Below are 15,117 nucleotides of genomic sequence, written 5' to 3'. Positions count from 1 at the left end.
CATCAACATGAAAAATAGAATATATAACAACATACATTTTGTTTTAGTTCTCAGCCTGAGTATTGCCGTTTTTTACAGTTGTGAAAGAGACTTTTCGGAGGACGTGCAGTTTGCCACCTTCAACAATTCCGGTGAGATTTTTATAGATGCTCCGGTTGGATTGGGTAGCGACTTTTATTTTCCCTTTATTAATTCCAAGGCGACAGCATTCTCCGTGGATGACGAAGTAGCCTTTGAAAGTGAGTCTTCTATGCGTTTTGACGTCCCTAACGCAAACGATCCTGAGGGAAGTTTTGCCGGGGCCATCTTTAGAATAGAAGGGGCCGGTAGGGATTTAACGGGTTTTGACGCCCTTACTTTTTATGCCAAAGCTTCGCAGGGGGTAACCATTGCTGAATTTGGATTTGGACAAGACTTTGGAGAGAACAAATTTCAGGTAACCAGAACAAATGTTACCCTAAGTACTAACTGGGTAAAATACATTATTCCCATCCCCGATCCTTCTAAACTCTTTGAAGAAAGAGGAATGCTTTGGTATTCCGCGGGTACTACGGAAACCAACGGTTTTGGATATACGTTTTGGCTGGACGATGTACGCTTTGAAAATCTGGGTAATATTGCACAATCCAGGCCAGCTATTTTAAATGGTGCCGATGTTACACAGGAGGGATTTTTAGGGGTTCCGGTGGAACTGACAGGTCTCACCCAAACCTTCAATACCGGTTCTGGTGAAAATGTAACGGTAGTTGCAAAACCTTCTTATTACACTTTTGAATCCTCCAATACGGATGTGGCAGTCGTCAATGAGTTGGGTGTTGTTTCTGTAATAGGAACAGGTGAGGCTACCATTGATGCAAGTATTGCCAATGTGGCTGCAGCTGGTTCATTGACACTGGATGTCACACGCGCTTTTGACTTCGCACCTACCCCACCCCAACGAGATCTTGCGGATGTGATCTCCATATTCAGCGAGGCCTATCCAAATGTGGCTGTGGACTACTATAACGGATTTTTTATTCCTGATGGCCAAACCACTCAAGGTGGGGCTCCGCCTCTGGACCTGAATGGGGATCTCGTCATCAATTATACGGATCTGAACTTTGTTGCGATTGGATTCTTTAATGAAGTTCCTTCAGTCAATGCAACTGAGATGGACACTTTGCATATAGACATTAAAGTAAACGAAGCTATAGATCCCGGAGATTTTATCAGGTTACAGTTAGCAAATTCAGTAGGTAATAACGAGACATCCGGAGCATACACCATCAATGGTGATGCCTTAACCACAGATCAATGGGTAAGTTTCGATATACCGCTTAGTGACTTTGCAGGACTTACCGATAGATCACAGTTGGGGCTGTTGTTTTTCATAACAGACGCTAGCATCACGGATATTTTCGTAGACAACATCTATTTCTACAGGTAGAAAAGCTAATTCAAAATAAAGAAAAAGAAGATGAATAATATGATTAAGAATATAAGGTCAACCAGGTTAATGCTTCCGATAATCCTTCTGGCACTATCCTTTATGACATCCGGATGCGATACTGATGATCAGCAAACGGTAACCACTTTTACCAATCTCATCCTATCCGAAGAATTTGATACGGATGGAGCACCGAACCCTGCAGTTTGGGGATTCGATATCGGAACCGGAGAGAACGGATGGGGTAATCAGGAACTGCAGTACTATACGAACCGTACAGAAAATGTAAAAGTTGAAAATGGGGTATTGTTGATCACTGCAAGGGAAGAGTCTTTTGAGGGATCTGCCTTTACCTCAGCCAGACTGTTGACCAAAGACTTGTTTGAAGAGGAATTTGGTCGATTTGAAGCCAGGATCCGTCTGCCCTACGGCAGGGGGATATGGCCGGCTTTCTGGATGTTAGGAGCGGATATTGATGAAAATCCATGGCCGGGAGCCGGTGAAATAGATATCATGGAATATCGCGGACAAGAGCCCACGGTATTGGTGGGTAGTGTTCATGGTCCGGGCTATTCGGCAGGAGAAGCAATTTCCAAGGAATACACCCTGGAAAAAGACCGCTTTGATACTGGTTTTCACATTTTCGGAATTGAGTGGGGACCCAACTATATCAATTTCTATGTTGATGATGTGCTTTACAATCAGATCACCCCGGAAGACGTAACCGGGGAATGGGTTTTTGACAAACCCTTTTATATACTGATGAATCTTGCAGTTGGAGGAACTTTTGTAGGCCCGCCCAACGCAGAAACTGAATTCCCCCAAACCATGTTGGTTGACTATGTAAGGGTGTACAAGAAATAATAAACTAACTCCAAGAAAAATGAGACTATTATTAAGAAAAGCAAAGATTTACACACTTCTGATTTTGGCCATATCCTTTATTGGATGTGAAGACGATGACGAAGTAGTATTACCTGAGGTGATCGCGGGATTCACTTTTACGCTGAATCAGCAATCAGGGACAGTGACTTTCATTAATATTTCTGAGGAAGCACAGAGTTTCCTTTGGAATTTTGGTGATGGGGATACCTCCACCGAGATCAATCCGGTAAAAATGTACGAATCGGGAAGCTATACTGTAACACTAACCGCTTCCAATGCTGCCGGTGCATCGGCAACTTTCGAAGATAACCTTACCGTAACCATCCCAACTCCAGGACCTGGGTTTGATTCGGGATTATTGACCAATGGTGATTTTGAGAACGGGGTGGATCCCTGGATAGGGAACGGCGCCAATATTGACACCGATGGCGGTAACAGCTTTAACTTTGTAAACGTAGAAACGGCCGGAAATGCATTCGATGTCAATCTCAGCCAGGTTGTTGAAATCACTCAGGGTACCAATTATATCCTGACCTTTGATGCCTCTTCCGATCGCGAGCGTACTATGCTTGCGGGTATCGGCCTGAACGAAGCGCCCTTTACCAATACCGCGCCTTCAGTGGATCTGACAACGACTACCCAAACATTTATTTTACAGCTTAGCGCTGCGGATTTTGGCGGAGCTAACAGTCGTGTTCTTTTTGATATGGGAGCAGATGTAGGTGTGGTTGTAATTGACAATGTCTCCTTGGTTGAAGGTGGCGACGGAAGTGATAGTAATACCGGTGGTGGATTTGATTCCGGATTGATCGCAAACGGCGACTTTGAAGCTGGAGATACTTCCTGGATCGGTAGTGGGCTGAACATTGTTACAGACGGAGGAAACAGTTTTAATTCCGTGGATGTAACGGTGGCAGGTAACGCCTTTGATGTAAATCTGAGCCAGGTTGTGGAAATCACTCAGGGTACCAATTATATCCTGACTTTTGACGCTTCTTCCGACAGGATGCGAACCATGCTGGCCGGAATCGGGCTCAATGAAGATCCATTTACAAATACCGCGCCTTCCGTAGACCTCACAACAGATACCCAAACCTTTATGCTGCAGCTTGCCGCTACGGATTTTGGTAGTGCCAACAGCCGTATCCTCTTTGATATGGGTGCTGAAGTAGGAACTGTAGTGATAGACAACGTTTCCCTGGTAGAAGGAGGAGACGGGAGTGACAGCAATACCGGCGGAGGGGGTACTTTTGACTCCGGCTTACTCACCAATGGGGATTTTGAGAACGGCAGTGATTCCTGGACTGTAGGTGTAGGATCGGACCCGGCCCCTGTAGCGACGGATGCTGGTAACACCTTCTATTCCGTTGATGTGATGACAGCAGGTGCCGCTTTTGATGTAAACCTCACTCAGATGCTTGAGATCGTACAGGGCTCTACCTATACCCTGACCTTCGATGCCTGGTCTGACAGGGACAGAAGCATTGTAGCCGGGATTGGCCTTAGTGACGGAGACTTTTCAAATACCAGTGAAACGGTAAATATTACCGCGACCCGCGACACCTATATGCTCAGTCTGACGGCAACGACCTTCGGGGCTGCCAATGCAAGAGTGCTGTTTGATTCCGGAGCGGAAGTCGGGCTGGTCAATATAGACAACGTTTCCCTCGTATTGGATTCATCCGGTGGCGGTGGAGGAGGTTGTACAGCTACTGAAGTGGCCGCTACTGCACTTCCTTTGGACTTTGAAGGATGTGAAACCTTCCTTGCTTCCCAGAATTTCGGATCAGGGTTGACTTCCCAACTGGTAGCCAATCCATTCAAAACCGGGATAAATACCTCTGATTTTGTATTACAGGTAGATAAGCCATCCGGTTCAGAATTCTTTGCCGGTATCCAAAATACCTTCGCGTCTAATTTTGATTTGACCACAACGAATACCTTTAAGGCCAAGATCTATTCGACCAAGGCCAATGTCACCTTTAGATTTGAGTTGGCCGTAATTCCAAATGACGGAAGTCTCGGAAATCCTAATCCGGTCTTTGTGACTATAGCAAATGCGAATGAGTGGACGGAAGTTGAGTTTACTTTCATTAACTTACCTGAACCCCCCACTACTTACAATCATCTGGTTATCAAACCGGATAATGACGCAATGGATAGCCCCATCACAGAAGACGGCACCTATTACATAGACGATATCGTTCTGGAATAATTTTAAAATGACCATATGATCTAAAAATGAGGTTGGTGTTGAGATATCTTCTGCCAACCTCATTTTTGACTAAACCAAATAATTCACAATCTATTCATGCCTACTCGGGATATTTTTATAGGGAAATCCAAAGCGGATCATGCTCAAAAGGAGATCAGTGGAAAACTGGTCAGGTTTGAAACCGAAGACTATTATAAGGTCTCCAACTCAGACGCCATGAGGCCCTTTTTTATGAGCGTGGTCAGTGACACCAATCATTGGATGTTTATTTCCAGCAACGGGGGACTGTCTGCAGGAAGGAAAAATTCGGAATTCGCTTTGTTTCCGTATTACACGGACGACAAAATTACCGAGTCTGCGGCCATTACAGGAAGCAAAACCCTTTTTCAGGTATTCTCCCAGGACAAACTATACCTATGGGAACCCTTTTCGGACCGCTACCCGGGGATCTATGAGATCCACAGGAATCTCTATAAAAACAGCCTTGGGAATAAGATCGTATTTGAGGAGATCAATCACAGTCTGGGGCTGACCTTCAGGTACCACTGGAATTCCAGCAAGCGATTCGGTTTTGTAAAAAGATCTACTCTGGTAAATCACAGTGGAAGTGAACTAAAGGTTGTGCTCTTGGACGGCATTCAGAATATTATGCCGTATGGTGTTAACTCCTTTACTCAAAATGCGAGCAGTAATTTGGTTGATGCTTACAAAAAAAGCGAACTGGAAGCGGCGTTCGGACTGGGTATTTATGCCCTTAGTGCCATAATCGTAGACAAGGCAGAACCCAGTGAAGCACTCAAAGCAACGACGGTATGGTCTGCAGGATTGGCAAACGCTAAATACCTGCTTTCTTCTTTGCAACTGGACAGCTTTAGAAAAGGCGGTGAAATTAAACAGGAAACGGATATTAGGGCGGAGAAGGGCGCTTACTTTCTCCATGCCGAGATCAGTTTGGGAGCAGATTCAGAGCGGCAATGGATGATAGTAGCCGAGGTAAATCAAACCAAAGCATCCATAGCAGCGCTGACTTACCTGATCCGATCTAAAACGGATCTTATGGCTCTTGTTCAGGAGGATGTGGAAAATGGTTCGCGTCAGCTTCTGGAACTCAATGCGGCAGCGGATGGGTTACAATTGACCGCGGATAAACTCAGAAACACCCGTCATTTTGCCAATTCCCTTTTTAACATTATGCGTGGAGGCATATTTGACGATGGGTATACCATTGAAAAAGCCGATTTCCTTAAATACCTCAGCAAGGCCAACACTGAAGTCTATCAACAGAAAAATGCTGGACTTAATGCACTGTCAGGGACATTTTCACTGAGCCAATTATGGGAGGTGGCCAATGCGGACGAGAATACCGATTTTAAGCGATTGGCGATGGAGTACATGCCTTTGAAATTCAGCCGAAGACACGGCGATCCGAGCCGGCCTTGGAACAGGTTCTCCATCAATACTGAAACTGAAGACGGCAAAAAGGTCCTGGATTACGAGGGAAACTGGCGTGATATATTCCAGAATTGGGAGGCTCTGGCGCATTCCTATCCGGCGTTCATAGACAGTATGATCTTTAAGTTCCTCAACGCCACCACTTTTGACGGCTACAACCCCTACCGGGTTACCAAAGACGGCTTTGACTGGGAGATCATTGAACCCGATGACCCATGGTCCTATATAGGATATTGGGGGGACCACCAAATCATTTACCTGTTAAAGTTTTTGGAGTTCATCGAGGACCATTATCCGACAAAACTGGCATCCTACTTTAATGAAAATATGTTTGTCTATGCCAACGTACCCTATAAAATAAAGGGTTATCAGTCCATTCTGGAAAATCCCAAGGACACCATTGATTTTGACGAGGCGCTGGATGAAAAGATCAATAAGGAACGGCTTCAACTAGGTGCTGATGCCGCTTTACTGAAAGACCGCTCAAATGAAATATACAAGATAAACCTCCTGGAAAAGTTATTGGCGACAGTATTAGCCAAGGTATCCAATTTTATTCCTGAAGGAGGTATTTGGATGAATACCCAAAGACCGGAATGGAACGATGCCAATAACGCCCTGGTGGGCAATGGGGTGTCTATGGTTACCCTCTGTTATCTGAGAAGGTTTTTGAGCTTTTTCCAGAAATTGCTGGAAGAAAGCCCGGATGGTCTCTACCCTGTTTCGGAAGAAGTTGTTGAGCTCCTTAACCAGGTCCGGCTTACGCTCACGGAAAACGAAGCGCTCTTATCGTCCAAAATCTCCGACGCTGACCGAAAGACCATCATGGATGGATTAGGGGCCGCGGGAGGTGCCTTCAGAGAGAAAATATACGCAGAGGGCTTTAGCGGTAAGACCGGTAAAGTTGCCAATGAAGATCTGTTGCATTTTGTGATGATAACCCTCAGGTTCCTCGATCACAGCATAGATGCCAACAAGCGTCCGGACAAGCTATTCCACGCCTACAACATAATGACCATGGAGAACGAGGAGGAGGTTTCCATTTCCCATCTGTCCGAAATGTTGGAGGGACAGGTAGCGGTGCTAAGCTCCGGTTATATTTCAGGCGGCACTTCCTTAGAACTTTTAGACTCCTTGAAAAAGAGTACCTTATTCAGGGAAGATCAATACAGTTATCTGCTTTATCCGAATAAGGATTTGCTCCGTTTTTCGGAGAAGAACAATATTGACCCGGCGAAGATCGGGCAATCAGAGCTGGTAAGGCAGCTTCTAGATGACGACAACACATCGGTCATTGAAAAAGATCGCGACGGAGCCTATCACTTTAATGGCAACTTCAACAATGCCGAAAGCCTGAAAGAGGCCTTATCTAAACTTCCCAAAGACCAATATGGAGCATTGATCGAGAAGGATACAGATCTGTTACTCCAGGTTTTTGAGGAGGTTTTTGATCACAAGGCGTTCACGGGTCGTTCAGGTACCTTCTTTGGATATGAAGGCCTGGGATCCATCTACTGGCATATGGTTTCCAAATTGTTGCTGAGCGTTCAGGAGACTTGCCTTGCAGCCATCAAAAATGAGGAAAGTGCCGAGACCATAGGCAGGTTGTTGGAACATTACTACGAGATCAACGAAGGGATAGGTGTGCATAAATCCCCGGAATTATATGGAGCCATTCCTACAGATCCATACTCACATACTCCAGCTGGTAAAGGTGCCCAACAACCGGGTATGACCGGCCAGGTGAAGGAAGACATATTAAGCAGGTTTGGAGAGTTGGGGGTCTTTGTTAAAGCAGGCAAACTGAATTTCAAACCTGATTTACTGCGAAAAGAGGAATTCCTCGCAGCTTCCAAGACTTTCGAATATATCGACCTCCAAAATCAAAAAAGAAAAATTCAACTGGAAGCGGGTTCCCTGGCTTTCACCTATTGCCAAATACCCATAATATATCAACTATCGCAAAAAGAAGGTATTAAACTAATGTCCGGGGGCAACACCATCCAGGAATACGATACTCTGGAACTGGACAGCGAAAGCAGTACCGCAATATTTAATCGTAGTGGAGCTATAGATAGCATTACAGTACTAATTCAAAAATAACATTCATATGAAGAACATTAAAAACAACATATTATCCATAGCTTGCTTATTGTTTTTAGCCATAATGTTCTCATGCAAAAACAATATGAATAAAGAAAATCAATCAGCTACCGTGAAAGAAGAATCAAGCTTGAGCCCAAAGGATATTCTGGGGAAACCAGGTTATCTGGCCATGTCTTATGGCGGTTACCGGCACGTAGACCATGATATAGAACCTACCCTGGACGAACTGAAAGAAGATATGAAGATACTTGCCGCAATGGGCGTAAAGATCATTCGGACCTACAAGGTTCATCTGCCTCATGCCGGGAATGTACTCCAGGCGATCAGCGAACTGAAAAAGGAAGATCCGGCATTTGAAATGTACGTGATGCTCGGGGTCTGGATCGATTGTAAATACGCCTGGACAGACCAGGAGCCGGACCACGACCAGGAAAGCGAGCGAAATGCGGCTGAAATTGACGAAGCCGTGAGGCTTGCCAAGACCTATCCGGATATCGTTAAGGTTATGGCTGTTGGCAACGAGGCCATGGTAAAATGGGCCACCAGTTATTTTGTACAACCCGGAGTGATACTCAAATGGGTAAACCACCTTCAGGGTCTTAAGGCCTCCGGCGAATTGCCAAATGATCTCTGGATCACAAGCTCCGATAATTTCGCTTCATGGGGAGGTGGCGATGCTGAATATCATGTGGAAGATCTGAACAAATTGATCGAAGCGGTGGATTATCTTTCCATTCACACCTACCCTATGCACGACACCCATTACAACCCTGATTTTTGGGGGGTTCGAGAGGCGGAAAAAGAGCTTTCCGATCTGGAGAAGATCGACGCCGCCATGTTGAGGGCAAAGGAATATGCCATGGGGCAATATAAGAGTGTAAAATCCTATATGGAAAGCCTGGGAATAGACAAACCCATACACATAGGTGAAACCGGTTGGGCCACCGTATCTAATGGTCATTACGGACCTGAAGGCTCCAGGGCCACAGACGAATACAAGGAAGCGATCTTTTACAGTCATATGCGGGAGTGGACGAATGCGGAGGGGATCGCCTGTTTCTACTTTGAAGGATTTGATGAGCAGTGGAAAGATGCGGGAAATCCCCTGGGTTCAGAAAACCACTTTGGATTGATAAACCTGAAAAGTCAGGCGAAGTTCGCCCTCTGGGATATGGTAGACAAGGGGACTTTTGATGGGCTATCCCGGGACGGGAAACCCATAACGAAAACATACGACGGGGATAAGGAAGCCCTGATGAAGGAAGTAATCGTGCCACCTTATCACAAATCAGAATGAATAAATTACATAACAGATCAGTAAAAACAACGGCTAATCGAATTGGCACGCCATTGCTGTGCTTTTTATTCCTACTAACATTCGCTTGTATGGAAGAAAAAAAGGAATTAAGGATCCAGGCATATGAAACCTCTTCCAATGGAAGTCAACTCGAGGAGGTAGAAACGCTTTCAGGGCAGCAGTCGGATATCCGGATACAACTGTTACCCGATGAGGAATATCAGACCATTACCGGCTTTGGAGGTTCCTTTACCGAATCCTCGGCCCACTTACTGAACCAATTGAGCAAAGCGAATAGGGCTGCGGTTTTGGAAGCCTATTTTGGTGAAAGCGGGGCAAAGTATTCCTTAACCAGAACACATATGAATTCCTGTGATTTTTCATTGAGTAATTATTCTTATGCCCCGGTTGAAAATGACCTGCAATTGGAGCATTTTTCCATAGACGAAGATCGCGACGATATCATTCCGATGATCAAAGAGGCCATGGCCCTGTCCAAAGACGGATTCAGAATAGTGAGCTCCCCCTGGACAGCTCCCCCCTGGATGAAAGACAACAAGGATTGGAGAGGTGGAAAACTTTTGCCGGAATACAATGACACCTGGGCGCTGTTCTTCTCCAAATACCTTGAAGCATATAAGGCTGAAGGCATTGATATCTGGGGTTTTACTGTAGAAAATGAGCCACTGGGTAACGACAACAACTGGGAAAGCATGCATTTTGATGCTGAGGAAATGACCAGTTTTGTGCAAAATCACCTGGGACCCAGGCTGGAAGCCGACGGGCATGAGGTTAAGATAATGGGCTACGATCAAAACAGGGAGCATCTTAAGGAATGGATTGATGCCATGTATAAAGATGAAGCGAGTTCTAAATACTATGATGGTACCGCTATACATTGGTACGCAAGCACATTTGAAGTATTCCCAGAAGCCCTGCAGTATGCCCACAACAAAGCACCTGATAAGCACTTGATACAAACAGAGGCCTGTGTAGATGCCGAAGTGCCTATATGGAAGGACGATGCCTGGTATTGGAAGAAGGAAGCTACGGATTGGGGCTGGGACTGGGCGCCTGAGAAAGACAAGCATCTGCATCCGAAATACGCTCCGGTGAATCGTTATGCAAGGGATATCATAGGCTGCATGAACAATTGGGTAGACGGCTGGATAGACTGGAATATGGTCCTGGACAGGCAAGGTGGTCCCAACTGGTTTAAGAATTGGTGTGTAGCACCTGTGATCGTTGATCAAGATAAAGACGACGTTTACTTTACCCCTATCTATTACGTCATGACCCACTTCAGCAAATACATCAGGCCTGGAGCCAAGAGAATAGGCTTTAAAAATTCAGATCCTGAACTACTGGTTACCGCGGCTAAAAACCCTGACGGTAGCAAAGCCGTAGTGGTGTTCAATCCAGGTCCTGAGGAGAAACAGTTTAGCATTAGCCTGAATGAGGAGGAAGCCAGCATACGAATTGACGCGCAGGCCATCCAAACCCTGATAATAGAATAAGAAGACAAACTCAAAATAGAACCAACTAAAAAAAGAATTATGGGCACAACAAAAACACTTTCATCAGAAAAGGTTCCCTTCGGACAAAAAGTTGCCTTTGGAATTGGAATGTTAGCGAATCAGATGTTTCCGGCCATACTGGGAATATTTATGGTAGTACTGGTTCAGGATCTGGGCTTTCCCGGCTGGATGTGGGGGGTACTCTTTTTCCTGCCCAGGATTTTTGATTCCATAACAGACCCGATTATGGGATTCATATCGGACAATACCAAATCCAAATGGGGTCGGCGAAGGCACTATGTGTTTTTAGGTGCTGTGATCATGGGGATCTCCTTTGTGGTCATGTGGCAATTGTATCGCGAAAATGGTGTCGACTACAATTTCACCTATTTTCTGCTCTGGTCTTTTGTCTTCTATCTGGGTCTGACCATTTTTAGCGTTCCTTATGTAGCCATGGGCTACGAAATGAGTAATGATTTTCACGAGCGGACAGATATCATGGCTATCGCCCAATGGATCGGACAGTGGGCCTGGGTTATTGCTCCCTGGTTCTGGGTTTTTATGTACGATGAGGGATGGTTCCCTACTGCTGAGGCGGCGACCAGGGAATTGGCCATTTGGGTAGGGATAGTTTGTATGATCTTTGCTATGGTCCCGGCTATTTTTATCAAGAGCGAATCTACTTTGAACGCGGACTACGCTCCCCTGAATATAAAGACGATAGGCGGGAGTTTAAAAAAGATCATTGAGGGCTTTGCCGAGGCATTCAAGTCCCGGCCTTTCAGACAGCTGTGTATCGCTACTTTCTTTATCTACAATACCTTCTATACCATTGCCAGTTTTTCATTTTTTATTGTGGTGTATTATCTTTTTGGAGGAGACGCGGGAGCCGCTGGTGTCTGGCCTACCCTCTTTGGGAGTATAGGGGCCCTGGCCACCACATTTATTGTGATCCCAATAATCACCTGGATGTCTAAAAGAATGGGTAAAAAGAAGGCGTTTATCCTCTCACAAGGCATCTCTATCCTGGGATATATCATGCTTTGGTTCCTCTTTATACCCGGTAAGCCTTATATGTTCATCTTTGCCTTACCCTTTTTCTCCTTCGGTATCGGAAGCCTGTTTACTTTAATGATGTCTATGACCGCGGATGTTATTGACCTGGACGAGCTGAACACCGGTGAACGGAGGGAAGGTGTTTTCGGAGCTATTTACTGGTGGATGGTAAAGTTCGGCTTTGCAATCGCCGGGCTACTCACCGGAACCATTATGTCTGTGGTTGGCTTCGATCCTGATGCTGCTGTCCAACCGGAAGGTGCTATTTTTGGCTTAAGGGCCTTCTATTCCGGATTTCCGATCATTGGTACCTTAATTGCCATTTATGTGATGTGGAATTACGACATTACCGAGGAAAGGGCAAATGAAATAAGCGCAGAACTCGAGAGACGCAAGGGATTAAAACCATCAGGTCTTACCAATAGCGCTCTGACGTCCGGATTCCAGCTTAATGGAATGTCCGAGAACGAATTCAAGGAGAAATACCCCGGGTATTTCACCACTAAGATCGACTTTAAGGAGCTTTCCAAACAGGCACTGGATCGCGAGTTTGATACGGTTTTTCAGCAGGGGATGTCCGGAATCTGCTTTAGTGCCTATAGAAGCGGGCAGGAACCTGGGGATTATATACAGGAAGACCAGATCAGAAAAAGGCTGGAGGTATTAAAACCGCATACACAGTGGATCCGTGTATTCTCCTGTACCAACGGACATGAAAAAATTCCTAAGATCGCCAAAGAAATGGGCTTTAAAACCCTGGTAGGTGCATGGATCAGTAATTCAATTGAAGAAAACGGAGAAGAGCTCAAGTCCCTGATAGATCTGGCTAATGACGGTCTGGTGGATATCGCCGCTGTGGGCAACGAGGTGCTCTATAGGGAAGAACTTAGTGAAGAGGCCATAATAGGATACATAAATCAGGTTAAAGAGAAGACCACAAATGTTCCTGTTGGTTATGTAGATGCCTACTACGAGTTTGCTAACCGGCCGCAACTAACCGCAGTATGTGATCTGATCATGGCCAACTGTTACCCATTTTGGGAAGGTTCAGACATACGATCTGCGGGCTTCCATTTACAGTCCATGTACAAGACCCTCGCTGAGGCCGCTCCGCAAAAAAGAATAATTATCGCGGAAACCGGCTGGCCCAGCAGAGGAGAAGTTGTCAATGCCGCGGAGCCTTCAGAAGAGAACATTAAGAAGTATTTTATTAAGTCTCAATTGTGGGCCCAGGCCAAAAACGTAGAACTCTTTTATTTTTCCTCCTTTGACGAATCCTGGAAAATACATGCCGAAGGGTGGGCCGGAACTTCATGGGGCTTATGGGATACGAGTGAGAATTTCAAGTACAACTAACAAAACTAAGCCATGTCATACCGAGAAGGACATCACTATATTGCATCAAAAGCGAATTACTCCGACTATGCCGGAGTTGACTTCAGTAAGATTTCTAAAGACGAATTGGTTCAACTCTGGTTGGAAACCCTCCAAAAGGGGATGCATGGTATTTGCTTTAGCATGTACGAAGACGGGCAAGAACCCGGAGATATCATAACCGAAGCCCAGGTAGAGCGAAGGATCCAGATCCTGAAGCCCTATACCAAATGGATCCGTTCGTTTTCCTGCATAGAAGGTAATGAACACGTTGCCAGAGTCGCCCATAAACACGGTATCAAGACCCTGGTAGGGGCCTGGCTCAGCGACGATAAAGAAGCCAACGAGACCGAGATAGAAGCCCTGATCCAATTGGCCGGGGAAGGCTGTGTGGATATCGCAGCCGTAGGGAACGAAGTGCTTTATAGGAACGAACTCAACGAGGAAGAGCTACTGAGTTATATCAGGCGGGTAAAGGAGGCACTACCCGATATTCCCGTTGGCTATGTAGACGCCTATTACGAGTTTACCAATCATCCCAGGATAACCGAGACCTGCGATGTCATTCTGTCCAACTGCTACCCTTATTGGGAAGGTTGCCCCATTGAGTATTCCCTGAACCATATGCAGCAAATGTACGGACAGGCAACGGCCGCCGCGCAGGGGAAAAAAGTGATTATTACAGAAACAGGATGGCCCAGCGAAGGCGGCAGTCTAAGAGGGGCCTTTTCTTCAGCCGAAAACGCGATGAAATATTTCATCAATACCCAATTATGGTCCGCAAAGGCAGGAGTGGAGGTGTTTTACTTTTCATCTTTTGACGAATCCTGGAAAACCGGGGACGAAGGTGATGTAGGCGCCTATTGGGGCCTATGGGATAAGCATGAAAAACTTAAGTTCTGAATAAAGAAATTTCCGGTATTCCCCGAAACCATGTTGAAAATAAGTGCTATCAGCAAGAGTTCCCCCTTGAATGCACTTATTCATGTTTTACATACCCCTCCTGGCACATGGCCGGGCAGGGGTTGTAAGCATTTTCCGTAATTTGCCTTTTATATCGGAATCATCACTGCTATACCCCTAGCCTGTCTGAGATTCCAATTCCTTCCATTGCTCATAGGAAATGATGCCGTTTTCAGGTTTTGATTCGCCCTCCAGTATCCCGATAAATTCAAGAACATGCCCGTCCGGATCGTCAAAATAGATGGCTATTGCAGGCATCCAGGCAAAAACCATGGGCCTTTCCGTTCCGTCATTAAAAAAGTTTCTGGGCTTAATATTCCTGTCTTTTAGGAAATTGACGGATTCGTTTAAAACCCAGTCTGGCTCGCATGCAAATGCAAAATGCCGTATATCTATTTCCGCTTTTGGTTTTTCCCATAAACCCAGCATAAATTGTTTCGGTTTTCCAATCCAGAAAAATGCCGCCCGCCTTTCCGCTTCATAATGACACTGCTGCAACTCCATTTTGTCCGTATAGAATTTCACGGATCGCTCAAGGTCTTCCACATACAAATGGGTTTCGTATAGTCCTTTTATCATGGATACTTTATTTTCATTGATGTTCTATTCCAGAAACGGTCTAACCAACCTCTGGTCCCGGTATTTATTAAAGCACTACAAAATACGAAAAGCGTATGATGCTTTGGGAATATGAATGTTCAGGTAAATCTTTGCTTTAAATCTTCTAAAGGTATCTTATAAATTGGGAAAACAATTTATCATTATAAAAACCGCAATAAAATAGTTTGAAGCTTGTATTCTAATTTCTCAGAACACCCAAAACTTG

Annotated in this window: 9 protein-coding genes; 8 read left to right on the top strand and 1 reads right to left on the bottom strand. The window is 45.3% G+C overall.

Features of this window, described 5'->3' with window-relative positions; all coding sequences use genetic code 11:
• The first annotated feature begins 7 nt into the window (after positions 1-7).
• From GTQ38_RS05655 to GTQ38_RS05620, 8 genes are all read left to right on the top strand, one after another.
• Complete coding sequence (locus tag GTQ38_RS05655) at positions 8-1,426, top strand: carbohydrate-binding protein (RefSeq protein ID WP_238857806.1); 1,419 nt, start codon at positions 8-10, stop codon at positions 1,424-1,426.
• A gap of 69 nt (positions 1,427-1,495) precedes the next feature.
• On the top strand, positions 1,496-2,290 hold the full coding sequence (locus GTQ38_RS05650) for a glycoside hydrolase family 16 protein (RefSeq protein WP_238857805.1): 795 nt from the start codon (positions 1,496-1,498) through the stop codon (positions 2,288-2,290).
• Positions 2,291-2,309: 19 nt separating this feature from the next.
• Positions 2,310-4,526, top strand: a complete 2,217-nt coding sequence (locus GTQ38_RS05645; protein ID WP_161434500.1) for a carbohydrate binding domain-containing protein — start codon at positions 2,310-2,312, stop codon at positions 4,524-4,526.
• A 96-nt stretch (positions 4,527-4,622) separates the two neighbouring features.
• Positions 4,623-8,081, top strand: a complete 3,459-nt coding sequence (locus GTQ38_RS05640; protein WP_161434499.1) for a hypothetical protein — start codon at positions 4,623-4,625, stop codon at positions 8,079-8,081.
• A gap of 7 nt (positions 8,082-8,088) precedes the next feature.
• Positions 8,089-9,381 (top strand): glycoside hydrolase family 17 protein, encoded by a 1,293-nt coding sequence (locus tag GTQ38_RS05635; RefSeq protein WP_161434498.1) that lies wholly within the window; start codon positions 8,089-8,091, stop codon positions 9,379-9,381.
• Positions 9,382-9,470: 89 nt separating this feature from the next.
• The gene (locus GTQ38_RS05630; protein ID WP_238857804.1) at positions 9,471-10,898 is read left to right on the top strand and encodes a glycoside hydrolase family 30 protein; all 1,428 of its coding nucleotides are present in this window, start codon (positions 9,471-9,473) and stop codon (positions 10,896-10,898) included.
• 39 nt (positions 10,899-10,937) lie between these two features.
• Positions 10,938-13,310: an MFS transporter gene (locus GTQ38_RS05625; protein WP_161434496.1), complete on the top strand. Its 2,373-nt coding sequence runs from the start codon at positions 10,938-10,940 to the stop codon at positions 13,308-13,310.
• Between the two features lie 12 nt (positions 13,311-13,322).
• Positions 13,323-14,231, top strand: a complete 909-nt coding sequence (locus tag GTQ38_RS05620; RefSeq protein ID WP_161434495.1) for a glycoside hydrolase family 17 protein — start codon at positions 13,323-13,325, stop codon at positions 14,229-14,231.
• Positions 14,232-14,408: 177 nt separating this feature from the next.
• Here the strand turns inward: GTQ38_RS05620 and GTQ38_RS05615 are convergent, their stop codons facing one another.
• Complete coding sequence (locus GTQ38_RS05615) at positions 14,409-14,870, bottom strand: VOC family protein (protein ID WP_161434494.1); 462 nt, start codon at positions 14,868-14,870, stop codon at positions 14,409-14,411.
• Positions 14,871-15,117 lie beyond the last annotated feature (247 nt).

This window comes from Poritiphilus flavus (genome assembly GCF_009901585.1).
GTDB lineage: Bacteria > Bacteroidota > Bacteroidia > Flavobacteriales > Flavobacteriaceae > Poritiphilus > Poritiphilus flavus.
Note: the sequence above shows the minus strand (reverse complement) of the source record. Positions and strands in the feature narration are given on the sequence as shown.